This is a genomic window from Neorhizobium alkalisoli (assembly GCF_007829835.1).
GTDB lineage: Bacteria > Pseudomonadota > Alphaproteobacteria > Rhizobiales > Rhizobiaceae > Neorhizobium.
On record NZ_VIWP01000005.1, the window covers coordinates 212,533 to 236,764 of the forward strand.

The following is a 24,232-nucleotide window of genomic DNA, read 5'->3' on the forward strand; positions in this document are numbered from 1 at the left end:
AGGAGATCCTTACTTAACCGCGCCAAACGTGAGGCCGCGAACGAGTTGCTTCTGGCTGAACCAGCCGAGGATGAGGATGGGCGCGATCGCCATGGTCGATGCCGCCGAAAGCTTTGCCCAGAACAGGCCCTGCGGGGACGAGAAGGAGGCGATGAAGGCCGTCAGCGGCGCCGCATTGGTGGTCGTCAGCTGGATGGTCCAGAACGCTTCGTTCCAGGCAAGGATGATGTTGAGCAGCAGCGTCGAGGCAATGCCCGGCACCGCCATCGGCGTCAGAACATAGACAATTTCCTTCCACAGATTGGCGCCGTCCATGCGGGCCGCTTCCAGGATCTCGCCCGGAATTTCGCGGAAGTAGGTATAGAGCATCCACACCACGATCGGCAGGTTGATCAGCGTCAGCATGAAGGTGAGGCCGATCCGCGTATCGAGCAGGCCGAAATTGCGGAACAGGATGAAGATCGGCAGCAGAACCGCGACCGACGGCATCATCTTTGTCGAGAGCATCCACATCAGGATGTCCTTCGTCCGCTTGCCCGGTGCAAACGCCATAGCCCAGGCGGACGGGATGGCGATGATAAGCGCCAGAACCGTGGAACCGAGCGACAGGATCACCGAATTGGTGAACGGCTTGAAATAGTCGCGCTGCGTCTGAACGGTGACGTAGTTCTCGAAGGTGAAGGACGGGAACAGGCTGAACCCGTCGATCGCCTCCGGTTCGGTCTTCAGGCTGGTGATGATCGCATAAAGAATGGGAAAGAAGATCAGGAGGGCGACCACCCATGCGAGGATGGTCCAGCCGATCTTGGTTCCTGTTGTTGCTGAGCGAGCCATGATCTTCTCTCCTACTTGTCCAGGTTCTTGCCGACGGCGCGCATCAGGAAGAAGGCGACGATATTGGCAAGCACGACCGCGATGATACCGCCGGCAGCACCACCACCCACGTCATAACCGAGACGCGCGGTGCGGTAGATCAGGAAGGTGAGGTTGGTCGATGCGTAACCCGGACCGCCATTGGTGGTGACGAGGATTTCCGCATAGATGCCGAGCAGGAAGATCGTCTGGATCAGGATGACGACCGTGATCGCGCGCGAAAGATGCGGCAGCGTCAGATAGATGAAGCGGTTGACGAAATTCGCCCCGTCCATCTCGGCCGCTTCCTTCTGCTCGCTGTCGAGCGACTGCAGCGCGGTCAGGAGAATGAGCGTCGCGAAGGGCAGCCATTGCCAGGCAACGATGACGATGACCGAGAAGAGCGGGTATTGCGCAAACCAGTCGACCGGCTGCAGGCCGAAGAAACGGGCCAGATCCGCAAGCACCCCGTAGCTCGGGTGCATGATCATGTTCTTCCAGATCAGCGCCGCGACGGGCGGCATGACGAAGAAGGGCGAAATGACGAGAATGCGCACGATGCCCTGGCCGAAGATCGGCTGGTCGATCAGGAGCGCGATCAGAATGCCGCCGATGACCGTGATCGCAAGCACGCCAAGAACCAGGACCAGCGTGTTCCAGATCGACTGGAAGAAGGCCGGATCGGTATAAAAATACTGGTAATTGAAGAAGCCTGCGAAGCTGACATTCATCGGTGTCAGCAGATTGTAGTTCTGGAACGAATACCACAGCGTCATCGCCAGCGGCACGACCATCCAGACCAGAAGCACGATGACGGACGGCGCCATCATCAGACGTGCAAGGGTTTTGGTATTTTGCGTCGCCATTTCAACGGCCCTCCCCGGAGCTAACCGCTTGTGCAGCCTAGCCACCGCACCTGCCCTTCAGGAACATGTGTGCGGAAACATGATTTTCTTTTTATAGGATTCCCAACCGAAAAGAGGAGATGCCGCCCGAATATTCACAAGCTGGCATTCCCAGTGGAAACTGCCCGGAAAAATTCCGGGCAGTTTCTGTCTTGGGAGGACTTACTTGATGTAACCGGCGCGGGTCATGTCGCGGGTTGCCGTTGCCTGGGCAGCAGCAAGCGCGTCGTCGACCGAGGACTGGCCGGCAATGACAGCCGAGAACAGCTGACCAACCGTGGTGCCGAGAGCCTGGAATTCAGGGATCGCGACGAACTGGCCACCGGTATAGGGAACCGGCTTGATGGTCGGCTTGGTGATGTCGGCAGCGTCCATGGCAGCCAGCGTCGGAGCCGCGAAGGCAGCAGCCTTCTGGTAGTCGGCGTTCTTGTAGAGCGAGGTGCGCGTGCCCGGAGGAACGTTAGCCCAGCCTTCCTTGGAAGCGACGAGTGCCGTGTATTCCTTGCTGGTTGCCCAGGAGATGAACTTCTGTGCAGCAGCAGCCTTCTTGGAAGAAGCCGGAACGGCAAGGTTCCACGACCACAGCCAGTTGCCGTGGTTGGATACGCCTTCCTTGGACGGGAAGATCGCGTAACCGACCTTGTCGGCAACCTTGGAATCCTTCGGGTTCGATACGAAGGATGCGGCGACGGTCGCGTCGATCCACATGCCGCACTTGCCCTGCTGGAACAGCGTCAGGTTTTCGTTGAAGCCGTTCGAGGAAGCACCGGCCGGGCCGGCATCCTTCATCAGGTCGGCATAGAACTTGAGCGATGCCTTCCATTCCGGCTGATCGAACTGCGGCTTCCACTTTTCGTCGAACCAGCGGCCGCCGAAGGAGTTGTTGAGCGCCGAGACGAAAGCCATGTTTTCACCCCAGCCAGCCTTGCCGCGCAGGCAGATGCCGGCGAGGTCGGACTTCTTGTCGGTGATCTTGCGGGCTGCATCGCCGATGAATTCCCAGGTCGGGCTATCGGGCATTTTCAGGCCGGCTTTGTCGAACAGGTCCTTGCGGTACATGATCATGGCCGATTCACCGTAGAACGGTGCGGCATAGAGCTTGCCATCGACAGACAGACCGCCGCGGATTGCCGGCAGAAGGTCGTCCATATCGTATTTGTCGCCGAGACCGTCGAGCGCCAGCAGCCACTTCTGCTTGGCCCAGATCGGAACTTCGTAATTGCCGATCGTGACGATGTCGTACTGGCCGCCGTTTGCAGCGATATCGGTGGTGACGCGCTCGCGAAGAACGTTTTCTTCGAGCGTGACCCAGTTCACCTGGATATCCGGATTGGCCTTGGTGAATTCGCCGGTCAGGCTCTGCATGCGAACCATGTCGCCGTTATTGACCGTTGCGATGGTGAGGGTTTCTGCCGATGCAACCGTGGCCGAAACGCCAGCAAGCATCAGCGCCGAGCATGCGCTCAGCAAAATGGTCTTCAATGTCATATCTTCCTCCCGAGAAGATGAATACGAGCATTCGCTTTGCTCGTGGGCAATTACCCACAGATACCTAGGACAAGTCAATGCGAATTCATCGCTGCGGCGCAACGAAAGAAAATAAGCCTCTGAATTGGCTTGGTTATTTTTGCAAAAGCTAAAGGTGCGGAGAAAATACCTAATCGATTTAAAGGCTTGCACCGGATTTGACGCACCCGAGTCGCACCCTCGATCTGGCAGGCACCGATGTCAGGAAAGGAGGAATTCCGCTGCGGCTTCATCGGTGATGATGCCGTTCAGCAAGCCACCTGCCAGCGCTGCCCGCATGGCGGGCCATTTCTTCGGTCCCTGGGCAATACCGATGACGCGGGACGTCTCGCGCGAAGGGATCGGCACGCTGGCAACCCGGTTGTTCACCGCGTTGTCGAACAGGATACCGCGCTCGTTAAAAATCCAACCGCAGATTTCGCCGGTGGCGCCGCGCTCCATCAGGCCCGTCATTTCGTCGCGCGCAAGAAATCCGTCGACACAGAGCGGCCCGTCGACACCGAGTTCGCCGATGCCGACAAAGGTGACATCCGCTTGGGCTCCGAGCGACAAAGTCGAGCGCACCAGCGCCTGGTCATGCAGCGTCTCGCGCTCTTCGGCAGAGGAACAGAGAACCGGCAGTGGCATCGGAAAATGCCGCGCCTTGATGGCATCGGCCATCGAAAAGATGACATTGTAGAAAGCGGCAGAACCGTCCGGCCCGATATTGCCGGTGAGCGACACGATGCGATGCTGCGGGCATTCCATCGGCGGCAACTGGTCGACGGCAGCCTTCAGCGTACGCCCGGTCCCGACGGCAATCACGATCGGATCCGGCCGCTTCAGCCAGCGCTCGATCTCGGCCGCCCCCGCCTCGGCAATGCCGACCGTCGAGGACGTGCTGCCCGGATCGCTCGGCACGACTTCGGCATGTTTCAGCCCGTATTTTGCGCGAAGACCTTCCGCGAGTTCGAGACAGGCGGCAATCGGATGATCGAGCCGCACTTTGATCAGCCGCTCGGCAACGGCAAGCGACACAAGCCGCTGCGCCGACTGGCGCGAAATGCCCATGGCATTGGCGATCTCGTCCTGGGTTCGCCCAGCGACGTAGTAGAGCCACCCCGCACGCGCCGCGTCGTCGAGCCGACCCTGGGTATCCGACCGTTTTGCCATGACAGAAATCTCCTCCAACGATTTGCTGACATGTTTTGTGAGGGACTGTCAAATGATTGGAACATTCGGGCTGCGGCTTATTTTTCCGGCGGTATGAGATCGTCGCGTCGCACGGTTCGAAGCGTGCGAGCATGCGCCTTCTCCCGGACTTGGTTGAATGCCTGTTCACCGAGGCTGCGTGGCAGCATTCCGTAAAACCATTCTCCCGGGCGCACCTGACTTACGCCATGAGGGATACGCCCCTTTTCCCACTTCAAGAGATTGACCTGGTCGGTCTTGATCCATGACGGCATATCATCAAAACCGAGATGCCTTGCCACTGCGATCGGAATCTTTACGGCCGTTTCTCCACTTGCGGGTGGCGTATGGGTTATCGCGCAAAGCAACACATCCTTCGCCCCATCCGCTCGCTCCGCGGAAATAAGGACGATTGAACAAGGCCGATCCTTGCCGCTTTCCAAACCGGTTTTCTCTTCCTCCTTCCAGAGGAAATCATAACGGATCACAAGGCCCGGCTTGGGATCCAGCGCCATGTCACTTCATCAAATGATCGAGATGCGGCGTGGCCTCGCCCTGATATCCTTTGTCGAGCACCTCGATAACGTCGTCCGGCAGTTCCCAAGGATAAAGCGCCTGCCTGTTATCGAAATATTTCAGTCGCCGATATTCGTCAGCGGACAGAATGACGAGGCTTTCTTCGCCATTCTCCGTCACAGACACGGGCTGGTGCTGTGCCAGATCGCGATAGTGGTCGAAATCACTCTGCAATTGGGCGGCAGTAATCTTGACCATGAAGCCCTCCGGAAACGGCGTGATCATAACGTTTTCCAGGAAAAATGTCCATGGATTGCTCGTTACAGCGCCTTTTCGATCACCGCTGTCATCCGGTCATAGCGAGCAAGCTGCGCCTGCTTGGACGCCTCGATCCACTAGCGTCACAGACTGCGTTTCCCGCGCAAGTTTGCGGCGTTCAATATCAGCGCGGATATATTCAATCTCTTGCTCTGGCGAAAACCCTTCACGATCGAACATCTCGAACATCGCCATCTGATCCGCATCGAGCGGATTGCCCTCGATTTCCTGCAGATGCGCTGCTTCGAGCGTGCGCTGGCGGATCGTCTCCTTGTCGGTCATCTGCGCCTTTCGCCTCCATCTCCGCAAGAGCGGATATCCGCGTCTCAGGCTCCCGAAATATACCAGAAACGCGGACCTTCGGCAAATTCGCCAGATATAGACAGGCCCTTAGGCCACCTGCACCAGATGTCCCTCGCTCACCTCGCGATATTCCCTGACCGGCGGCACGTAATCCACCGAACGGATCGGGCTCTTGATCTCGTCGGTCGACATGTTGCGTTTGATCTTGCGGCGGGCCGGATCGGGGATCGGCACGGCCGACATCAGCTTTTTGGTATAGGCATGCTGCGGGTTTTCGAAAACCGCCGCGCGCGGGCCGATCTCGACGATCTCGCCGAGATACATCACCGCCACCCGGTGGCTGACGCGCTCGACCACGGCCATGTCGTGGGAAATGAACAGGAAGGCAAGGTTGAGGCTTTCCTGCAGGTCGAGCAGAAGATTGCAGACCTGCGCCTTGATCGACACGTCGAGCGCCGACACCGCCTCGTCGGCGACGATTACCTTCGGATCGAGCATCAGCGCGCGGGCAATTGCGATGCGCTGCCGCTGGCCACCGGAGAATTCATGCGGGAAACGCCGCATCATCTCGGCCGCCAGACCGACCTTTTCCAGGATCGCCGCCGCCTTTTCACGCGCCTCGGCCTTCGTGCCGAGCTTGTGCTCAATGAACGGTTCCATTACCGCCGAGCCGATCGTCATGCGCGGATTGAGCGAGGCGAACGGATCCTGAAACACCATCTGGATCGAGCGGCGCATCTTCCTGAGCGCATGCTGGTCGAGGCTCATCACGTCGTAACCGTCGATCTGGACATTGCCGCTCGTCGGCGTGATCAACCGCGTGACCGAACGCCCGGTCGTCGACTTGCCGCAACCGGATTCGCCGACCAGCGACAGCGTCTCGCCCTCGAACAGGTTGAACGACACCTTTTCGACGGCATGGACGGCGCCGGTCTTGCGGCCGAGAAGCCCGGAATGGATGTCGAAGCGCGTCGTCAGATCCTTGACGTCGAGGATCGGCGTCTTCAGCTTCGACACCGTGTCGGTGACATCCTTCAGAATCTGCTGTTCGCCGGTCTTCACATCGATCAGCGGAAACCGCATCGGCAGCCGGCTTTCACCCATCGAGCCGAGCTTTGGCACAGCGGAGAGAAGAGCGCGCGTATACGGATGTTTGCCGCGATGAAAGATATCATCGGTCTCGCCCACTTCAACGGCATCGCCGCGGAACATCACGATCGTCCGGTCGGCAACTTCCGCCACCACGCCCATGTCATGGGTGATGAAGAGAACCGACATGCCCTCCTCTTCCTGCAACACCTTGATCAGGTCGAGGATCTGGCCCTGGATCGTCACGTCGAGCGCAGTCGTCGGCTCATCGGCGATCAACAGTTTCGGCTTGGAGGCAAGCGCCATGGCGATCATCACGCGCTGGCGCATGCCGCCGGAAAACTGGTGCGGATATTCGTCGAACCGACCCTTGGCGTTCGGAATGCGCACCTTTTCCAGAAGCCGGATCACCTCCGCCTTGGCTTCGGCCTTGGAAATATCCTTATGCACCGTCAGTGCCTCGGCAATCTGCTTGCCGATCGGGAAGATCGGATTGAGCGAGGTCATCGGCTCCTGAAAGATCATCGAGATCTCGTTGCCGCGCACCTTGCGCATCTCTTCTTCCGGAAGCGAAAGAAGGTCGCGCCCGCCGAGCATGACCTGGCCTTCGATCCGGCTCGAATGTTTTGCCAGAAGCCGCATGATCGACAGCGAGGTCACCGATTTGCCGGAGCCCGATTCACCGACGATCGCTACCGTCTCGCGCGGCGCGACATCGAAGGAAATGTTGCGCACCACCGTCTTCCACTCGTCATTGACGCGAAACGAGGTCGACAGGTTTTTCACCGACAGGACTGGCGTGACAGAGCCGCCCGACTGTTCGAACTGGGTACCGGAAAGCAGCATTTCGATCTCCTGAAGCAATGGCTGCGATCGCGAGGCGTTTCCAGCAGCCGGCATTGCGGAAAAAACGAAGGGCTTGGCCGCCTGCCCTGTGGATCAGGCAAGCGGCCGAGCGGTACGGTTCAGGCGGCAAGCGCCGTTTCGGCAAGCGTCACCCAGTAGCTGACACCGAAGGGAATGGCCTCGTCGTTGAAGTCGTAAGCCGCATTGTGCAGCGTCGCGGTATCGCCATTGCCGATGAAGATGAAGGCGCCCGGCCGCTTCTCCAGCATGTAGGAAAAGTCCTCCGCACCCATATGTGGCGACATGGCGGTATCGACCGCCTTCGGGCCGGCCACCTTGCCGGCAATGCTGGCTGCAAAGTCCGTTTCCACATCGTGATTGAACGTCACCGGATACCCGCGCCGGTAGGTAACTTCGGCCTTGGCATTATGGGCGATCCCGGTCGCCTCGGCGACTTCCTTCAGCCGCTTTTCGGCAAAATCGCGGATTTCCGGCGCAAGCGTGCGCACCGTGCCGGAAAGCTTGACGAAGTCCGGAATGACATTGCTCGCCTCGCCGCCGTGAACGGAAGCGACGGTGACGACCAGTGATTTCAAGGGGTCGGTCTCGCGCGAAACGAGCGACTGCAGCGCGATGACGATATGCGAGGCAGCCAGTACCGGATCGATCGACAGATGCGGCTGGGCCGCATGGCTGCCGCGACCGCTGACGGTGATTTCGAACGTGTCGGCCGCCGCCATCACGCCGCCCTTGGCGATCGCGAAATTGCCGAGCGGCAGGCGCGGCTCGTTGTGCATGCCATACACTTCCTTGATGCCGAACTTGTCCATCATCCCGTCATTGATCATGGCAAGCGCGCCGGCACCGCCCTCTTCGGCCGGCTGGAAGATCACGGCGACGGAACCCTTGAAATTGCGGGTCTCGGCAAGATATTGCGCCGCCCCGAGCAGCATCGCGGTATGGCCGTCATGACCGCAGGAATGCGCCTTGCCCGGCGTCTTGGAAGCCCAGGGTTTTCCGGAGGTCTCGAGGATCGGCAGCGCGTCCATATCGGCGCGGAAACCGATCACCGGTCCATCGCCATGATTGCCCTTGATGATGGCGACAACACCGGTCCTGCCGATGCCGGTTTCCACCACGTCACAGCCGAAGGATTTCAGCTTCTCCGCGACGAAGCGTGACGTGTTGTGAACATCATAGAGGAGTTCCGGATTCTCGTGCAGGTAGCGACGCCACTCGGCGATCTGGTCCTGCATCTCGGCGACGCGATTGATGACCGGCATTCAGGAAATCCCCTTTATTTTCAGTGTTTTTTGGTCTCGAAGGAGGGGATATTGCGACGACAATGCCAGTCTTTGCAAGCTTCAATTTTCCGTCTTGAACGGAAAATAGGCCTATGCTTAGATAGCTCAAAATTTGATCAGTCGCATCGAGGGCGGCCGACAGGTTGTGTTTTTCAAAACATCATTTCTCAGGAGGAGCGGCGAATTTCTTCTCTAGTATCGACGGCTTCTGCCGGCGTTACGAACCTATTGCGGCATTGCCCCAAAGAATGGGCGAGCCGAACAAAACTCGACAAGAGAACTCTCTCACGAGACCTACAAAACAAAGGGGAATAGCAGCATGAAGAACTTGAAACTCGCCCTGATCGGCACGGTGGCGGCGCTTGGCCTTGCCACGTCTGCCGCACAGGCTGCCCGGGGGACGGACGGTGATCTGAAGATCCTGTTCTGGCAGGCGGTTTCCACCATGAACCCGTATCTTTCGGGTGGCACGAAGGAAGTCTACGCATCCTCGATGGTGATCGAGCCTCTGGCCCGCTACGACGAAAAGGGCGAGCTGGTACCGATGCTGGTGACCGAGATCCCGACTGTCGCCAATGGCGGCGTTGCCAAGGATCTGCTCAGCATGACCTGGAAGCTGAAGCCTGACGTCAAGTGGGCAGACGGCACGCCGTTCACTGCCGACGACGCGATCTTCACCTGGCAATATTGCAAGGCGCCGGATGGCGGCTGCGCCCAGGGCGCTTATTTCGAAGGCGTTAAGTCGGTCGAGGCTCCGGATCCGCACACGGTCAAGATCACCTTCACCGAACCGAAGCCCTACCCCTATTCGGCCTTCGTCGGCGCCCAGTCGCCGATCATCCAGAAGAAGCAGTTCGAAAACTGCGTCGGCGCCAAGGCTCCGGGCTGCACGGCGGCCAATTTCGGCCCGATCGGCACCGGCCCCTTCATGGTCAAGGATTTCAAGCCGAACGACGTCATCACTTTTGTCGCCAACCCGAACTATCGTGATCCGGCAAAGCCCGCCTTCGCAACGGCCACCCTCAAGGGCGGCGGCGACGCGGCCTCTGCCGCCCGCGCAGTTCTGGAAACCGGCGAATACGACTATGCCTGGAACATGCAGGTCGAGCCTGAAGTTCTGGCCACCATGCTGAAAGCCGGCAAGGGCAAGCTCGAGCGCGCCTTCGGCACCCAGGTCGAACGTATCGACCTCAACTGGATGAACCCGGATCCGAAGCTCGGCGACAAGCGCGCCACCAAGGAAGGCGGCCCGCATCCGTCGCTCTCCGATCCGGCCGTCCGTCGCGCACTTTCGATGGCGATCGACCGCCAGATCATCGTCGATGCCGGTTACGGCGAATCCGGCAAGGCAACCTGCAACATCGTTCCGGCCCCGGCCGCCGTCGCTTCGACCAAGAACGACAGCTGGTGCCTGAAGCAGGATATCGAAGGCGCCAACAAGCTGCTCGACGATGCCGGCTGGAAGAAGGGTCCGGATGGCATCCGCGCCAAGAACGGCGTCAAACTTTCCTTCCTCTACCAGACCTCGACCAACTCGGTCCGTCAGGCCACCCAGGAACTGGTCAAGGACATGTGGTCGCAGATCGGCGTTGCAACCGAACTGCGCAACATCTCGGCCTCCGTCTATTTCGGCGGTGACCCGGCAAGCCCGGACACGTTCCAGAAGTTCTTTGCCGATATCGAAATGCTGACGAACAATTTCGACGGCACCGATCCGGAGAAGTATCTGGCCGGCTGGCTTTGCGACAAGATGCCGACGCCGGCAAACGGCTGGCAGGGCGAGAACGAAGTTCGTTACTGCAACCCGGCCTATGACAAGAAGGTTGCCGAACTCTCCAAGACCGCCGATCCGGCAAAGCGCGAAGCGCTTTCCAAGGAACTGAACGACATGCTGACCGAAGAAGGCGCGCATATCCCGCTCGTCCACCGCGGCAGCACCTCGTCCCACTCCCTGATGCTGGAAGGCGTCAAGATGAATGCCTGGGACTCGGAACTGTGGAACGTCGCAGACTGGTCGCGCAAGAAGTAATCGCTGGCGCCGGGCAGGCCTGACAAGGCTTGCCCGGCGCTGCTCTTCTCCGCGCTCGTCTGGAGACATTTTATATGTTCACATTCACACTGCGGCGATTGCTGTTTGCAATCCCGACCCTGCTGGTCATCAGCTTCATCATCTTCGCGCTTCTCGATCTGGCGCCCAACGATCCGACCGGCGACCTGCCTTTGACGATCCCGCCAGAAGTCCGCTTGCAGATCCGCGCCTCTCTCGGCCTCGATCAGCCCTTTTTCATCCGTTACATGTATTGGCTGCAGCAGTTCTTTATCAACGAACCGCTGAACATCATCGAAAAGCTGACCGGCTGGCAGTTCGGTGATGGCAACCGCATGCGCGTCCTCTCCTGGGCGACCCGCAGTCCGGTGGTCGATCTGATCGTCCAGCGCCTACCGCAGACGCTGTGGGTCGTCGGCCTCGCCTATCTGTTCGGCATCCTGATCGCCATCCCGATCGGCGTCATCTCCGCCTATCGCCAGTATTCGATCTTCGACCAGCTCGGCACGTTTGTCTCGATGGTCGGTTACTCGGTCCCGACCTTCTTCACCGGCGTTCTGCTGATCGTCGTCTTTTCCTCCTATCTGCAATGGTTCCCGTCGGTTTACGACACCAATCTCGAGGTTAGGGATCTTTCGAGCTTCATTGCCCAGGTGAAACAGATGATCCTACCGGTCGGCGTGCTTGCGCTCTACAACGCCTCGCAGATCACCCGTTTCGTGCGTGCCTCGATGCTCGACAACCTGCATCAGGATTACGTCCGCACCGCCCGCGCCAAAGGCGTCAAGGAAAAGGCCGTGCTGCTCGTGCACGTGCTGCGCAACAGCCTGATCCCGGTCGTGACCGTGATCGCGCTCGGCGTGCCAACCATCTTTTCCGGCGCCATCATCACCGAACAGATCTTTCGCGTGAATGGTCTCGGCCAGCTTCTGATCATCGCCGTGCAGGGCGCTGACATTCCGCTCGTTCAGACGCTGACCTTCATCTTTGCGGTCCTGATCGTCCTCTTCAACCTGATTGCCGACGTGCTTTACGGCATTCTCGACCCGAGGATCCGTTATGACTGACGCCACCATCGCAACTGCGGAACCCGCCAAGGCGGCCACCCCTGCCCGCTCGGCTTTTGCCGATATCTGGCACCAGTTCCGCGCCCACAAGGGCGGCGTGGCGGGGCTCATTGTCTTCGTCTTCATCGTCGCCGCGGTCTATCTCGGGCCTTATATCCACCGCGTCGCCCCGAACCAGATCAACATCCGCGACAAGAACCAGTGGCCGTCGCTCGCCCACCCGTTCGGCACCGACAATCTGGGCAAGGACATGCTGGCCCAGGTTCTCGCTGGCGGAAAGACCTCGCTTGCAGTCGGTTTTGCCGCCATGCTGCTGGCGCTTTTCCTCGGCACGCTTGTCGGCGTTGTCTCGGGTTATTTCCGGCGCATCGACGGTCCGCTGATGCGCCTGACCGACCTGTTTCTCGCCCTGCCGCTGCTGCCGCTCCTCCTCGTCATCCTGATGTTGTTCCGCGATACGTTGCGGTCGGCATTCGGGCCGGAAACCGGCATCTTCATCCTGATCGTCTTCGTCATCGGCGTCACGAGCTGGATGCACACCGCCCGCATCGTCCGCGGCGACGTGCTGGCGGTGAAAAGTCAGGAATTCATCCTGGCGGCGAAATCGAGCGGCATGCGGGAATACCGCATCATCCTGCGGCATATCCTGCCCAATGTCCTGTCCTCGATCATGGTTTCGGCAACATTGGGCATCGCATCCGCGATCATCACGGAATCGTCGCTCAGCTTCCTCGGCCTCGGTTTTCCTTCGGATTACCCGACCTGGGGCCGCCTGCTGTTCGACGGCGCCAACTTCCTGCAGCTGACGCCTTCGCGTGTTCTGTGGCCCGGCCTTGCGATTTCGGCCACCGTTCTCAGCGTCAATTATATCGGCGACGCGATCCGCGACGCGCTTGATCCGCGCAGCCTCAGACGCTGATTAGCGGATTGATCTCACCGGTTGGAAACGGCGGCTTTTGCCGCCGTTTTCCGTTAAATTGCGGGCCAACGGTGGAATGAAAAAAAGACCTGAAAAAATTCAGATTCTTTTGGAACCTATTTTCGGGAGCCTCGTTATCAAAGTATCCGAAGGCGACCCCCCGTCCCCCGCCCTACAAAAAGCCTTCGGATATACTCTTCAATCCCCCTCGAAGAGATGAGCTGGCTCGGTTCCCTCAGGAACCGGGCCAGATCAGTTTTGAGCGCTTTTTTTGCGCGCATGACCGCGAACCGGGCAGTTTCCCGGTCAGCGGCAAATGATAATGGAAATCGCTATTCGGCAGCGCCCTCGAGCGGGAAGGTCAGACGATAGCTGATCCGCTCGTCGGAAATCACATATTGCGCCTTGCCATTGACCGAAGCCGGCACGACGCGTTCCAGCACTGTGCTGCCGAAATGCGATTTCAGCGCCTCGTGATCGACCGCAGATCCGTTGACATGGTCGAGTGCCTCGTCCCAGACCACTTCCAGACATTCATGACCATTCGTATGCGAACGCAGCGAGGTGACGTTGATGGCATTGTGGCTGCGCAGGATGGAGCCATGGCTGACGGCGTTGACGACCAGTTCGTGCAGCGCAAGCCCCACATGCAGCGAAGCATTCGGTGTCAAAAGCACGTTATCGCCGCTCATGCGGATCAGATGCCGGTTGTCCGGAAGGTATTTTTCGGTCTGCTGCTGCACCAGTTCGAACAGATAGGCGCCGCGCCAGCTCGAATCCGTGATCAGATCCTGGCTCTGCGATAGCGAGTAGAGACGACCACGGAACTTGTGCAGGAAGAGATCGAGCGAGCCGGAATAACGCGCCGTCTGCAGCGCAATGCTCTGGATGATGGCAAGCAGGTTTTTCGAGCGGTGGCTGACTTCGCGCAGCAGGGCTCTCAGCAGCCGCTCGCGGTGCCGCTCTTCCGAACGATCGACAATCGTCGTGACGAGATGAATGCCGCCCTTTTCGAATTCGACGGCCTGGACCCGGAATTCATAGACGTCTTCCGCGCCGATCGTCACCTCGATATGGCCCTTGCGGCCCGGCTCCGTCATACCCTTCTTGAGCGTCAGAAGCTTTGCCGCAACCTCGGCGCCAAACAGCACCTCGTCGCTTGGCGCCGAGAATTTCTCGACCGCCCAGCTTTCGGGAAGGTTGGTGACGAAAAGATAATTGTGGCTTGCATCCTGAATGATGATGCTCGCGCCCAGATCGACGAGTGCCGGCATGAAAAATTCACGCAGTTTATCATCACTCTGACCAGCTTGCTGCCATGTCAGCGGATGCGTCACTTCTTATCACTCCGTCTGCGGGCTTTCAGGAGAACCGGGCACCCGCCATGGGCACACCGATTTCTCTGTATTGCCAAAATCTTATAAAGTCTCACACTTTCTGGAACAATCTGCAAACTGCTGATCATTCGAAGAAATGTGGGCGACTTTGAGGGAACATCCGGCAGGTACTCTAAACATTCGAACGGCGTGTTAAAGCCGCCCGTGATGAACATGGTACCGGCAGGCCAGAAGGCAAGGATGAAAAACCGGTCGTCTGGCCATTCTTACCGAATGACCAAACGCCGTTTTTCAGAATTCGTTCCTGTCGGGATGCCGGCATCTTAACGGCTCAGGCAGCCGCCCTCACCGTTTCGTTGAAGAACAGCGCCTGGCTGATCAGCGCCTTGACCATGTCCGGATTGAACGGCTTGGTCACAAGGAAGGCCGGCTCCGGGCGTTCGCCCGTCAGCAGACGTTCCGGGAAGGCAGTGATGAAGATCACAGGAATGGCCGAGCTCTTGAGGATCTCGTTGACGGCATCGATGCCCGAGCTGCCATCGGCGAGCTGGATATCGGCCAGAACCATTTTCGGATGCGACGACTGGAACAGCGACACCGCTTCCTTATGCGTACGGGCGATACCGGTGACGCGGTGGCCGAGATCCTGCACCATCTGCTCGATGTCGAGCGCGATCAGCGGCTCGTCTTCGATGATCATGATGTCGGTCGCGACTTGACGGGAAATCTCGCGGGAAGCCTCGTCGAGCAGCCGGTTCACTTCGGTCGTGCTGACGTTCAGAACCTCGGCAGCCTCATCGACCGTGAAACCCTCGACCGAAATCAGCAGGAAGGCATGACGTGCCTGCGACGGGAGGCTGGACAGATTGGACGCTGCGCGCTGCTCCCAGGCGAAAGGCGACTCCACCGGGCGGATCTCAATCTGCGTGGAACCAAAGATTGCGACAAAAAGTTTATACAGCGAAACCCGATCCTTGGATGTTTCCGGAAAAATAGAAACGTCCGCAATCAGGGCCTCGAGAACAGCCGCGACATATGCATCCCCAGAAGTCTGCGATCCGGTAACAGCGCGGGCATAACGGCGCAGATACGGAAGGTGGGACGCAACGCGTGTAGTGAGTGACATACAAAATCTCCCCAGGTGCCCGGACGGGCAATTGACTGATAACAACGTGGGGCCGGAAAAAAAGTTCCGCAAGGGGGGAACTTTTTTTCGCATCGCACATTATAGTTCACACGATATCGCAATGGGCTGCCTTAAGTATGAGTGATGACCTCAGAAAAAAATCTGATATGACGACTTTCCAATCACAAGAGACAAAACCTGGGACAGTGACGCCGAACGCGTCTATTTCCCGAAAGCTGCGTGAATTCTATGAGGCCGTCCAGGAAGAAGGAATTCCGGATCGTTTTCTCGATCTGCTCGAAAGGCTTGATGAAGCCGAACGCAACGCCAAACCGGTGGATGCGAAATGAGCAAGGAAGAGGATAACGACGACCGCGCCTTCAAGCGCGACCTTCTGGCGTCTCTGCCGAACCTGCGCGCCTTCGCCGTGTCCTTGACCGGCCGCCATGACAAGGCGGACGATCTGGTTCAGGACACGATCATGAAGGCCTGGGCCAACCAGAAGAGCTTTACCGCCGGCACCAACATGCGCGCCTGGCTCTTCACCATTCTGCGCAACGAATTTTACAGCCAGATGCGCAAGCGTGGCCGTGAAGTGCAGGATAGTGACGGCCTGTTTTCCGAACGCTTTTCGGTTCATCCCGAACAGCATGGCCGCCTAGACCTGCAGGATTTCCGCAAGGCGCTCGACAAGCTGCCGGATGACCAGCGCGAAGCGATCGTTCTCGTCGGTGCAGCGGGTTTTGCCTACGAGGAAGCTGCCGAAATCTGCGGCTGTGCCGTCGGTACGATCAAGAGCCGCGTCTCGCGCGCTCGCACAAGACTACAGGAATTGCTCGGTGTTTCCGGCGAAGTCGATTACGGCCCGGATGCCGGCGACGCAGCGATCACTTCGCGCGCCTTCGGCAGCTGAGCCAAACCTCTCCAAAGCAGACGAAACGAATGGCGCCGCCCCTGGAATGGGGCGGCGCTTCTGTTTGTGCCGATGACTGCCTCGGATCATCATTTTCTGATCTGCCCCTCATCCGCCCTGCCGGGCACCTTCTCCCCGCGCGCGGGGAGAAGGACACAAGCGGCACGCTCTCAAGCCCAAAGTGAGGCAAGTCCCCTCTCCCCGCCTGCGGGGAGAGGGCTAGGGTGAGGGGCAACTTTCGCGACAACAGAAAGACACAACGAAAAACGGCCACCCGAACCACGAGCAGCCGTTCCAAAAACAATACAAAAATTCCAGATCAGTCCTCGCTACCCGACGACCGTCCCACACCCTTCATCAGCAGAAAACCGAGACCGGCAGCGATCGTCACCGCCATCAGCGGCTTCGACTTGATGACGGAAGGCACTGCCGAAAGCGCGGCCGTCACCATCATCGCCTGGGCGCTGGCGGCCTGGGCAGCCTCCCGCCGCCGCTTGGCTTCCATGCTGTTGGCAATCGCGGCAGAGCCGATCAGGATCAGCGCCAGAACGATCATGCCGCCGGCAATCGCCAGAAGCGCGATCGACAGACCCCAGCGTTCACCGAGGTAAAGCGCAAGCGCCGTCACCAGCAGACAATAGGCGGTCAGGAAAAACGCGAACGCGATCCCGTAAAGGATCGCGTTGCGCCTGATCCGGCGCTTCATGGAGCCCATGTCCACTGCAACGAGGGACGCGAGCAATGGCCCCAATGCACCCAACATCAGCGTGCACCCGACATTAGCGGCGGGTCATCAGTGCGAAGAGAAAGCCAACGCCGGCCGCAATCGCAACCGACTGGATCGGATTGCTGCGGATCTGGTTCTCGAGATCACGCTCCAGCGAAACGGCCTGTTCACGGGCAGCTTCGACAACGCCGATCGAGACGTCAGCAGCCTCGTTGGCAGCTTTGCGGGCTTTGCCGCGCACTTCTGCGGCCTTTTCGTTGCCGACGGCGGCGACGGTCTTGGCGAGCGCAGAAATATCCTCGCGCAGCTGCTGCAGCTGTGCCTCGATATCCTTAGTGGATGCGGAACCGTTACCGTTGCGGGCGAATTCAGTCGTGGAATTGGCGGCTGGCATGGAAATCTCCTCTTTTGGGGATCATCGCGGCACGAGGGTCGCGCCGGCTTTGCGAAAAGTCAAATCTCGTGGCGACCAAGCGCGGGAAAAACAAATTCGGCAGATCCTCGAAAGATACAGCCCATCATCGCCCCCGTTCTTCGTCCAACCGGAATGCCGAAACACATCCTGACATTCAAGCTCCGGGCGGTAAACGTCACTGTCGCCAGATTGTTCCCCCAAAAGCTGAGCCCGGCTTGTTTCAGCCCTTCGGCGGCTCCGGCCACTGGCTGATCCCGCCATCCCAGACCTCGAATGCTTTCGACAGTTTCAGCACCAGAAGATCGCCATAACGCGGCCCGACGATCTGCAACCCGATCGGCATGCCGGAGGCAGAAAACCCGCAATTGATCGAGGCGGCCGGCTGTTCCGACATGTTCCACGGCACGGTGAAGCCGATATGTTCGAAAGGTTTTGCCGGATCATTAGTGGGCGAAGCCCAGTCGGCCGGATAGGAGACGATCGGATTGGTCGGCGAAAGCACCGCATCGACCGTGGTAAACAGCTTTCCGCAGGCCTTGCGCATCTCGATCGTCTGGTTGAAGCCCTTGACCGCATCGACACCGGAGACGAATTCGCCACCCTTCGCCCATTCGAAAATATAAGGCAGGATCAGCGCCTTGCGCTCTTCCGGCATGGTGGCGATATCGCCCCAGAACCGCGCCCGCCAGAAATTGTCGAGACCATCGAGCATGCCGCGGGTCATGACCGGCCCGACCGGAATAATTTCTGCCCCCGCCACCTCGAACTTTTTGGCCGCCGCGATGACCGCCGCCTGAACCTCGTCTTCCGCCGGCAAGCCGATCCCGGCATCCAGCATCAGCCCGATCTTCAGGCCTTTCACATCGATATCGAAATCCAGCCAGTCGAAATCGTTCGGCGGCAGCGAGGTTCCGTCGCGCCAGTCGGGCCGCGACAGGGTCGCCATCGAGATCGCCGAATCCTCGACATTGCGCGTCATCGGCCCGGCGCAGCGGCCGACGAAATAGGGATCGACCGGAATACGGCCATGGCTCGGCTTGAAGCCGAACAAGCCCGTCCAGCCGGCCGGCAGGCGCACCGAACCGCCGATATCCGTGCCGACATGCAAAGGTCCGAAACTCGCCGCCCCCGCCGAAGCGGCACCGGCGCTCGACCCGCCGGGGTTCTGCGACAGATCCCAGGGATTGCGGCTGAGATGATGGAAGCTGGATAGGCCCGAGGACAGCATGCCGTAATCCGGGCAGGTCGTCTTTGCGAAGATGACGGCGCCATCCTCGCGCAGCCGCGCCGCAGCCGGCGCATCGGCCTCCGCCGGCTTCAGCTCGACCGCCGCCGTGCCTAATGGCACCGGATCGCCCTTGGTGGCGATCAGTTCCTTGATCGTGACGGGGATGCCGTCGAGCACACCGAGCGTCTCGCCCTTCATCCAGCGCTCGGTCGAGGCTTTCGCCTGGGCACGGGCGCTTTCCGGGTCATAGAGATAAAGCGCCTGAACATGCGGCTCGTAATCCGCCACCCGCTTTTCCACCGCATCCCAATATTCGAGCGGGGAAAGCTTCTTCTGCTGATAGAGATCGAGAATGTCGCGGATCGTCAGTTTCAAAAGGGCGTTCATGGCAATCTTCCGGAATATGGCGAGGTAAAATCAGGCTTGAGATTTCGGATCGAGCAGGTCGCGAAGGCCGTCGCCCAGCATGTTGAAACCGAGCACGGCAAGCGCGATGGCAAGCCCCGGCAAAAGCGCCAGCCACGGCGCCTGACCGAGAAATGTCTGCGCATCCGCCAGCATCCGCCCCCAGGTCGGCGCCGGCGGCGGCATGCCGAGACCGAGGAAGGAGAGACCCGCTTCGGTCAGGATGGCAAGCCCGAGCTGGATCGTCACCTGCACGATGATCTGGCCGGAAATATTCGGCAGGATGTGGACAAGGGTAATGGTCGCCTTCGAGCGCCCCATGCCGATCGCCGCCATCACATAGTCACGCGTCCAGATTTGTCGCGCGGCGCTGAGTGTGAGGCGGGCAAACACCGGCACCATGAAGACTGCGATCGCCGCCACCGCCGTCAGCCTGCCGGAGCCGATAAAGGCGCCGAGCATCATCGCCGACAGGATCGGCGGCACGGCAAAGATGATGTCGCAGAAACGCATCGTGACCAGTTCCAGCCAGCCGCGCCGCATCGCGACGATCACCCCGACCGCCGTGCCCGCACTCGCACCGAGCGCCACCGCCAGCACTGCCGTCGACAGCGAATTCCAGGCCCCGACCATCAGCATCGAAGCGACGTCACGGCCGAACTGATCGGTCCCCAACAGCCCGAAACCCAGCGGCGGCTGCAGCTTGTGCAGAATGTTCATCTTGGCCGGCGGCAACGGCGTCCAGACGAGCGAGGCAAGCGCCACAGCGACCAGCGCCAGCGTCACCAGAAACCCGATGATCAGAACGGGACGACTAAAAAGCTTTTTCATACCGCCGTCCTCAATCGCGGATCGATCGCCAGATAGGCGAGATCGACGAGAAAATTGACGACAATCACCAGCGCCGCGAAAAACAGCACGACATCCTGCATGACGATCAGGTCACGCTGCGACAGCGCCTGATAGGCAAGCCGCCCCAGCCCCGGCAGGTTGAAGACGTTTTCGACCAGAACCGCGCCGGCAATAAGAAAGGTGAACTGCATGCCGAGCATGGTGACGACCGGCACCAGCGCATTCGGCACCGCATGCCGCCAGACGGCAAGGCTTTCGCTCAAGCCTTTGGCGCGGGCGGTGCGGACAAAATCCTCGCCCATCACCTCGATCACCGCCGTGCGCGCGACCCGCGTCAACACGCCCGCCTGCGGCAAAGCCAGCGCCACCGCCGGCAAAACAAGCGCCTTCAGCCCCTCGAAGACACCAGCATCCCAACCAGGAAACCCGCCTGCCGGCATCCAGCCGAGCATGGTCGAAAAGGCGATGATCAGAAGCAACCCCACCCAGAAGGCCGGCACCGCGATGCCGATATAGGAAACGAGCCCGATCAGATGATCCACCACCCCATTCCGCCGCCGCGCTGCCGCCACGCCGAGCGGGATGGCAAGCCCGACGGACATGACGACCGCCATCAGCGCCAACGGCAGGGTCACCGCAAGGCGCTCCGCCATCAGGCCTGCAACCGGAACGCCATAGGTATAGGACTGCCCGAGATCTCCACGAAAGACGCCGGCCAGCCAGGCGAGATATCGCACCGGCAGAGGCTGATCGAGCCCGAGCTGCTTTTGCAGCGCCGCCAGCGTTTCCGGGCTGGCGGAGGTGCCGAGCATGACGGAAGCCGGATCGCCGGGGAGAAGGTCCATGACGACGAAGATGAGCAGCGAGACCACGAGGAGCGTGATGATCAGGCTTGCGATGCGGCGGATGAGGATGGCGATCATGGGTGCGCTAGATATCCGTCATCGGTTTGAGTTTGGCGCTTTGCCCCTCATCCGGCTGCCGCCACCTTCTCCCCGCTCGCGGGGAGAAGGGCACTTGCGGCGCACTCCCTGCCCCAATCAGGGCACGTCCCCTCGCCCCGCTTGCGGGGAGAGGGTTAGGGTGAGGGGCGGCCCCACTCAGTTCGAAGACTGCGAACATCACTCTTCCCAATGCACCTCAGTCAGCACATTCGACGGGATCGGCTCATTCTCCCACAGGCCCTTCAGCTTCGCATCCCAAATGCCGAGCTTCGGCATGACGAACAGAAACAGCGCCGGCACGTCATTCGCAAGAATGGTCTGCGCCTCGCCGTAAAGCTTGTCCTGTTCGGCCGCATCCGACGTCGCCTCGACCTTGGCGAGGAGATCGTTGAACGCGGGGTTCTTGTAATTGAAGTAGTAAGGATCGCGGGCATAGATATCGATGTCCATCGGCTCCGCATGGGCAACGATGGTCATGTCGTAATCGGCGGCCTTCAGCACGTCCGCCACCCATTTCGCCGGAAATTCGGTGGTTTCGATATTCATCGTCACGCCGATCTCGGCAAACATCGCCTGCAGGATCTGCGACGAGCGCTGCGCATAGGCCATCTGCGGCGCCTTCATGGTGAAGGAAAAGCCGTTCGGATACCCGGCTTCCGCCAGCAGCGCCTTCGCCTTGGCCGCATCATAAGGCCAGGTCCCGGTCAGGTCCTTGTAGCCGCGGTCGTTCGGCGTGTAATGGCTGCCGATCGGCGTGCCGTAACCGGACCATGCACCCTCGACGACAGTGGCGCGATCGACCGCCATCATCAGCGCCTGACGCACCTTCTTGTCGGAAAACGGTTTGCGGGTATTGTTCATGCCGGCAACGACCTTGAGCTCGGTATTGCCGATCACGGTCGAAAGCTTCTTGTCGCCCTCGAAGGATTTCACCAGTTCCGGCGCGCCGAATTCCGGAAAGGCATCGACATCACCGGCCTTCAAAGCCGCGGCCTGCGCCTGCGGATCGCCGATGAAGCGGAAGGATGCCGTATCCAGTTTTACCGAAACAGCCTTGTTCCAGTAATCCGGGTTTTTGGCCAGATCGACCTTGGACCCCTTCGCCCAGTTGACGAACTTGAACGGCCCGGTGCCAACCGGCGTCACCTTGTTGTCGGCCGCCGATTTCGGCTCAACCATGACGGAGGCCGGCCAGCCGAGCCAATAGAGAAGGCTGCCGGTCGGGCGGCTGAGTGTCAGGATCAACGTTGCCGGGTCAGGCGTCTCGACCGAAGCGATCGAGGCGAAATAGCGTTTTTGCGGATTGGCACTGTCGGCGCCACGGGCGCGATCGATGGTGAATTTGGCGACCGATGAATCGAAGGCGACGCCATTGTGGAACGTCACGCCCTGGCGCAGCTTGAACGTATAGGTCAGACCATCGGGCGAAATCGTCCAGCTTTCGGCGAGCTGCGGCTGAACCTTGCCGGCCTTGTCGATCGTCGTCAGGCCTTCAAAAATGTTCTGCCAGGTCACCTGGCCGATCATCACCTGTGCGCCGATCGTCGGATCGAGCCCGCCCGGCTCCACCGCCATGCCGATGACGGCACCGGTTTTTGGCGCAGCGAGCGCATTCGTCGAAAACGATGCGGCCATGCCGAGCACCACAGCTCCGCCGATCAGCATCCGGCGCGAAAGCGCGCCCAAAATCCCGGTTGATCTCATAGCCCACGCTCCCCTGTTTTTTCGCGATATCGACTGATGATGACCTGACACCTTAAGGGCATTTCGCAGATGCACAATGCCCCTTGCGGGCAAATCCAAAGCCCGGACAAAGGATTAGCTTCGCCTAAAACCCTCGCTGGCGGCCATCAGCTTGCGGGTATAATCCGCCGAGAACTCGCGTTTTTCCAGCGCTTGCGCCGGCACGGTCTCGACCACCTTGCCGCCACGCATCACCGCCAGCCGCTCGCACATATGGCTGATGACGCCGAGATCGTGGCTGACCATCACGAAGGTCAGATTGCGGTCTTTTCGCGCCTGTTCGAGCAGGTTGAGGATTTCCGCCTGGATCGAGGCATCGAGCGCCGAGGTCGGCTCGTCCAAGAGCAGGATCTTTGGCTCAAGGATCAGCGCACGGGCAATCGCCACGCGCTGCCGCTGGCCGCCTGAAAGCTGGTGCGAATAACGGAAGCGGAAACCGGCGCCCAAGCCCACTTCGTCCAGCGCACGGGCAATACGGGCATCGACATTGTCGAGCCCATGGATCGCCAGCGGCTCGAACAAAAGCCGGTCCACCGTCTGGCGCGGATGCAGCGAGCCGTAAGGATCCTGAAACACCATCTGCACGGTGCGGTAAAAATTCCGGTCGCGATGGCGGCCGGAATAGGCGCGGCCATTGACGGAAAGCGAGCCCTTGTCGAAGGCCGCAAGGCCTGCGACGGCGCGCAACAGCGTCGATTTGCCCGAGCCGGATTCACCGACAATGCCAAAGCTTTCGCCCGTGCCGATATCGAAACTGACATGGTCGAGTGCTGCGAAATCGTCATAGGTGACGACCATGTCGCGGATGGAAAGTGCCGATGTCATAGCGACCACTCCGGCTTCCGCTCCAGAACCGGCAGCGGATGCCGGTCGGAGCCGATCTTCGGCAGGCAGTTCAGCAGCCCTTGCGTATAGGGGTGTTTGGCGCTGGAAAGATCCGCCGAAGGCAGTTCCTCGACCACCTTACCGGCATACATAACGAGAACCCGGTCGCAGAAGGAGGAGACGAGCCGCAGGTCGTGGCTGACGAAGATCAGCCCCATGCCGCGCTCGGCCACCAGCTTGTCGAGAATGGCGAGCACTTCAAGCTGCACCGTCACATCCAGCGCCGACGTCGGTTCGTCGGCGATCAGCAGCTCCGGGCCGCAGATCAGCATCATCGCGATCATCACGCGCTGGCCCATGCCGCCGGAAACCTCATGCGGATAAAGCCCGTAAACGCGCTCCGGATCGCGGATCTGCACTGCCTCCAGCATGGCAAGCGCACGCTTCTTCGCCTCGGAGCCGGATACGCTCTCATGGCTCTGCAACGTCTCGACGATCTGCCTTCCGATGGTCATGACCGGGTTCAGCGAATACTTTGGGTCCTGCAGGATCATGGCAACCTTCTTGCCGCGCAGGTCGCGTCTTTCACGCGCTGACATGGTGAGGAGATCACGATCGTGGAAGGCAAGTTTCTTCGCGGTGATCTTCGCATGGCCGGGCGTCAGGCCCATGATCGCCCTGCCCGTCTGTGACTTGCCGGACCCGCTTTCGCCGACAATACCGAGCCTTTCGCGGCCGAGCGTGAACGAGACGCCCCGCACGGCATTCACCTCGCCGGTGCGGGTCGGAAAGGTGACGCGCAGGTCTTCGACCGTCAGAAGCGGCCCGCTCTTTTGCGGGTGCACATTCCCCAT

The 24,232-nt window shown here is 59.9% G+C and carries 24 protein-coding genes; 5 read left to right on the plus strand and 19 right to left on the minus strand.

Going from position 1 to position 24,232, the window contains the following annotated elements; translation table 11 throughout:
- Positions 1-9: 9 nt before the first annotated feature.
- The 9 genes from FHW37_RS20130 to FHW37_RS20170 all read right to left on the minus strand — a co-directional run bounded on the left by FHW37_RS20130 (position 10) and on the right by FHW37_RS20170 (position 8,809).
- Positions 10-834 carry a carbohydrate ABC transporter permease gene (locus FHW37_RS20130; RefSeq protein ID WP_145639665.1) on the minus strand — a complete coding sequence of 275 codons (825 nt, stop codon included), beginning with the start codon at positions 832-834 and terminating at the stop codon, positions 10-12.
- Positions 835-845: 11 nt separating this feature from the next.
- Positions 846-1,718: a carbohydrate ABC transporter permease gene (locus tag FHW37_RS20135; protein WP_145639667.1), complete on the minus strand. Its 873-nt coding sequence runs from the start codon at positions 1,716-1,718 to the stop codon at positions 846-848.
- A 201-nt stretch (positions 1,719-1,919) separates the two neighbouring features.
- Complete coding sequence (locus FHW37_RS20140) at positions 1,920-3,245, minus strand: ABC transporter substrate-binding protein (protein WP_145639669.1); 1,326 nt, start codon at positions 3,243-3,245, stop codon at positions 1,920-1,922.
- 240 nt (positions 3,246-3,485) lie between these two features.
- On the minus strand, positions 3,486-4,436 hold the full coding sequence (locus FHW37_RS20145; RefSeq protein WP_145639671.1) for a sugar-binding transcriptional regulator: 951 nt from the start codon (positions 4,434-4,436) through the stop codon (positions 3,486-3,488).
- A 77-nt stretch (positions 4,437-4,513) separates the two neighbouring features.
- On the minus strand, positions 4,514-4,969 hold the full coding sequence (locus tag FHW37_RS20150) for a type II toxin-antitoxin system PemK/MazF family toxin (RefSeq protein WP_145639673.1): 456 nt from the start codon (positions 4,967-4,969) through the stop codon (positions 4,514-4,516).
- Between the two features lies 1 nt (position 4,970).
- Positions 4,971-5,228: a type II toxin-antitoxin system prevent-host-death family antitoxin gene (locus FHW37_RS20155; protein WP_186458333.1), complete on the minus strand. Its 258-nt coding sequence runs from the start codon at positions 5,226-5,228 to the stop codon at positions 4,971-4,973.
- Positions 5,229-5,324: 96 nt separating this feature from the next.
- Positions 5,325-5,570, minus strand: coding sequence for a hypothetical protein (locus FHW37_RS20160; protein ID WP_145639676.1), 246 nt, complete (start codon positions 5,568-5,570; stop codon positions 5,325-5,327).
- Between the two features lie 108 nt (positions 5,571-5,678).
- The gene (locus tag FHW37_RS20165; protein WP_145639677.1) at positions 5,679-7,526 is read right to left on the minus strand and encodes an ABC transporter ATP-binding protein; all 1,848 of its coding nucleotides are present in this window, start codon (positions 7,524-7,526) and stop codon (positions 5,679-5,681) included.
- 119 nt (positions 7,527-7,645) lie between these two features.
- The gene (locus FHW37_RS20170) at positions 7,646-8,809 is read right to left on the minus strand and encodes a M20 aminoacylase family protein (RefSeq protein WP_186458334.1); all 1,164 of its coding nucleotides are present in this window, start codon (positions 8,807-8,809) and stop codon (positions 7,646-7,648) included.
- Between the two features lie 340 nt (positions 8,810-9,149).
- On the opposite strand from FHW37_RS20170, the gene FHW37_RS20175 reads away from it, so the two are divergent.
- The 3 genes from FHW37_RS20175 to FHW37_RS20185 all read left to right on the plus strand — a co-directional run bounded on the left by FHW37_RS20175 (position 9,150) and on the right by FHW37_RS20185 (position 12,863).
- Complete coding sequence (locus FHW37_RS20175; RefSeq protein ID WP_145639679.1) at positions 9,150-10,859, plus strand: peptide ABC transporter substrate-binding protein; 1,710 nt, start codon at positions 9,150-9,152, stop codon at positions 10,857-10,859.
- Positions 10,860-10,933: 74 nt separating this feature from the next.
- The gene (locus FHW37_RS20180; protein WP_145639680.1) at positions 10,934-11,944 is read left to right on the plus strand and encodes an ABC transporter permease; all 1,011 of its coding nucleotides are present in this window, start codon (positions 10,934-10,936) and stop codon (positions 11,942-11,944) included.
- Positions 11,937-12,863, plus strand: coding sequence for an ABC transporter permease (locus FHW37_RS20185; protein ID WP_145639682.1), 927 nt, complete (start codon positions 11,937-11,939; stop codon positions 12,861-12,863). The genes FHW37_RS20180 and FHW37_RS20185 overlap by 8 nt, the downstream gene beginning before the upstream one ends.
- A 332-nt stretch (positions 12,864-13,195) precedes the next feature.
- Here the strand turns inward: FHW37_RS20185 and FHW37_RS20190 are convergent, their stop codons facing one another.
- On the minus strand, positions 13,196-14,137 hold the full coding sequence (locus FHW37_RS20190; protein ID WP_145639683.1) for a sensor histidine kinase: 942 nt from the start codon (positions 14,135-14,137) through the stop codon (positions 13,196-13,198).
- Between the two features lie 394 nt (positions 14,138-14,531).
- Positions 14,532-15,326, minus strand: a complete 795-nt coding sequence (locus FHW37_RS20195) for a response regulator (protein ID WP_145639685.1) — start codon at positions 15,324-15,326, stop codon at positions 14,532-14,534.
- 167 nt (positions 15,327-15,493) lie between these two features.
- Between FHW37_RS20195 and FHW37_RS20200 the strand changes: the two genes are divergently transcribed.
- Both FHW37_RS20200 and FHW37_RS20205 read left to right on the plus strand, forming a co-directional pair.
- On the plus strand, positions 15,494-15,676 hold the full coding sequence (locus FHW37_RS20200; RefSeq protein ID WP_145640152.1) for a NepR family anti-sigma factor: 183 nt from the start codon (positions 15,494-15,496) through the stop codon (positions 15,674-15,676).
- Positions 15,673-16,239, plus strand: a complete 567-nt coding sequence (locus tag FHW37_RS20205) for an RNA polymerase sigma factor (protein ID WP_145639686.1) — start codon at positions 15,673-15,675, stop codon at positions 16,237-16,239. The genes FHW37_RS20200 and FHW37_RS20205 overlap by 4 nt, the downstream gene beginning before the upstream one ends.
- Before the next feature lie 319 nt (positions 16,240-16,558).
- Here the strand turns inward: FHW37_RS20205 and FHW37_RS20210 are convergent, their stop codons facing one another.
- The 8 genes from FHW37_RS20210 to FHW37_RS20245 form a co-directional block, all read right to left on the minus strand.
- The gene (locus tag FHW37_RS20210) at positions 16,559-17,002 is read right to left on the minus strand and encodes a hypothetical protein (RefSeq protein WP_210249310.1); all 444 of its coding nucleotides are present in this window, start codon (positions 17,000-17,002) and stop codon (positions 16,559-16,561) included.
- 16 nt (positions 17,003-17,018) lie between these two features.
- Positions 17,019-17,360: a DUF883 family protein gene (locus FHW37_RS20215; protein ID WP_145639689.1), complete on the minus strand. Its 342-nt coding sequence runs from the start codon at positions 17,358-17,360 to the stop codon at positions 17,019-17,021.
- A 241-nt stretch (positions 17,361-17,601) separates the two neighbouring features.
- A complete protein-coding gene (locus FHW37_RS20220; RefSeq protein ID WP_145639691.1) occupies positions 17,602-18,996 on the minus strand; it encodes an amidase in 1,395 nt (464 codons plus the stop codon).
- A 30-nt stretch (positions 18,997-19,026) separates the two neighbouring features.
- Positions 19,027-19,845 (minus strand): ABC transporter permease, encoded by an 819-nt coding sequence (locus FHW37_RS20225; RefSeq protein ID WP_145639692.1) that lies wholly within the window; start codon positions 19,843-19,845, stop codon positions 19,027-19,029.
- Positions 19,842-20,789, minus strand: coding sequence for an ABC transporter permease (locus tag FHW37_RS20230; protein ID WP_145639693.1), 948 nt, complete (start codon positions 20,787-20,789; stop codon positions 19,842-19,844). The genes FHW37_RS20225 and FHW37_RS20230 overlap by 4 nt, the downstream gene beginning before the upstream one ends.
- Before the next feature lie 198 nt (positions 20,790-20,987).
- Positions 20,988-22,475: an ABC transporter substrate-binding protein gene (locus FHW37_RS20235; protein ID WP_246690864.1), complete on the minus strand. Its 1,488-nt coding sequence runs from the start codon at positions 22,473-22,475 to the stop codon at positions 20,988-20,990.
- A gap of 153 nt (positions 22,476-22,628) precedes the next feature.
- A complete protein-coding gene (locus FHW37_RS20240; RefSeq protein ID WP_145639696.1) occupies positions 22,629-23,378 on the minus strand; it encodes an ABC transporter ATP-binding protein in 750 nt (249 codons plus the stop codon).
- A complete protein-coding gene (locus FHW37_RS20245) occupies positions 23,375-24,232 on the minus strand; it encodes an ABC transporter ATP-binding protein (protein ID WP_145640154.1) in 858 nt (285 codons plus the stop codon). Before FHW37_RS20245 ends, FHW37_RS20240 begins: the two co-directional genes overlap by 4 nt.

Bases quoted from the DNA above. Each gene is read 5' to 3' on its own strand.
- FHW37_RS20220 (WP_145639691.1), bottom strand. From the start codon at position 18,996: ATGAACGCCCTTTTGAAACTGACGATCCGCGACATTCTCGATCTCTAT.
- FHW37_RS20140 (WP_145639669.1), bottom strand. From the start codon at position 3,245: ATGACATTGAAGACCATTTTGCTGAGCGCATGCTCGGCGCTGATGCTT.
- FHW37_RS20185 (WP_145639682.1), top strand. From the start codon at position 11,937: ATGACTGACGCCACCATCGCAACTGCGGAACCCGCCAAGGCGGCCACC.
- FHW37_RS20245 (WP_145640154.1), bottom strand. From the start codon at position 24,232: ATGGGGAATGTGCACCCGCAAAAGAGCGGGCCGCTTCTGACGGTCGAA.
- FHW37_RS20175 (WP_145639679.1), top strand. From the start codon at position 9,150: ATGAAGAACTTGAAACTCGCCCTGATCGGCACGGTGGCGGCGCTTGGC.
- FHW37_RS20225 (WP_145639692.1), bottom strand. From the start codon at position 19,845: ATGAAAAAGCTTTTTAGTCGTCCCGTTCTGATCATCGGGTTTCTGGTG.
- FHW37_RS20165 (WP_145639677.1), bottom strand. From the start codon at position 7,526: ATGCTGCTTTCCGGTACCCAGTTCGAACAGTCGGGCGGCTCTGTCACG.
- FHW37_RS20230 (WP_145639693.1), bottom strand. From the start codon at position 20,789: ATGATCGCCATCCTCATCCGCCGCATCGCAAGCCTGATCATCACGCTC.
- FHW37_RS20195 (WP_145639685.1), bottom strand. From the start codon at position 15,326: ATGTCACTCACTACACGCGTTGCGTCCCACCTTCCGTATCTGCGCCGT.
- FHW37_RS20170 (WP_186458334.1), bottom strand. From the start codon at position 8,809: ATGCCGGTCATCAATCGCGTCGCCGAGATGCAGGACCAGATCGCCGAG.
- FHW37_RS20235 (WP_246690864.1), bottom strand. From the start codon at position 22,475: ATGCTGATCGGCGGAGCTGTGGTGCTCGGCATGGCCGCATCGTTTTCG.
- FHW37_RS20135 (WP_145639667.1), bottom strand. From the start codon at position 1,718: ATGGCGACGCAAAATACCAAAACCCTTGCACGTCTGATGATGGCGCCG.
- FHW37_RS20200 (WP_145640152.1), top strand. From the start codon at position 15,494: ATGACGACTTTCCAATCACAAGAGACAAAACCTGGGACAGTGACGCCG.
- FHW37_RS20190 (WP_145639683.1), bottom strand. From the start codon at position 14,137: ATGCCGGCACTCGTCGATCTGGGCGCGAGCATCATCATTCAGGATGCA.
- FHW37_RS20205 (WP_145639686.1), top strand. From the start codon at position 15,673: ATGAGCAAGGAAGAGGATAACGACGACCGCGCCTTCAAGCGCGACCTT.
- FHW37_RS20180 (WP_145639680.1), top strand. From the start codon at position 10,934: ATGTTCACATTCACACTGCGGCGATTGCTGTTTGCAATCCCGACCCTG.
- FHW37_RS20145 (WP_145639671.1), bottom strand. From the start codon at position 4,436: ATGGCAAAACGGTCGGATACCCAGGGTCGGCTCGACGACGCGGCGCGT.
- FHW37_RS20160 (WP_145639676.1), bottom strand. From the start codon at position 5,570: ATGACCGACAAGGAGACGATCCGCCAGCGCACGCTCGAAGCAGCGCAT.
- FHW37_RS20150 (WP_145639673.1), bottom strand. From the start codon at position 4,969: ATGGCGCTGGATCCCAAGCCGGGCCTTGTGATCCGTTATGATTTCCTC.
- FHW37_RS20130 (WP_145639665.1), bottom strand. From the start codon at position 834: ATGGCTCGCTCAGCAACAACAGGAACCAAGATCGGCTGGACCATCCTC.
- FHW37_RS20215 (WP_145639689.1), bottom strand. From the start codon at position 17,360: ATGCCAGCCGCCAATTCCACGACTGAATTCGCCCGCAACGGTAACGGT.
- FHW37_RS20240 (WP_145639696.1), bottom strand. From the start codon at position 23,378: ATGACATCGGCACTTTCCATCCGCGACATGGTCGTCACCTATGACGAT.
- FHW37_RS20210 (WP_210249310.1), bottom strand. From the start codon at position 17,002: ATGTTGGGTGCATTGGGGCCATTGCTCGCGTCCCTCGTTGCAGTGGAC.
- FHW37_RS20155 (WP_186458333.1), bottom strand. From the start codon at position 5,228: ATGGTCAAGATTACTGCCGCCCAATTGCAGAGTGATTTCGACCACTAT.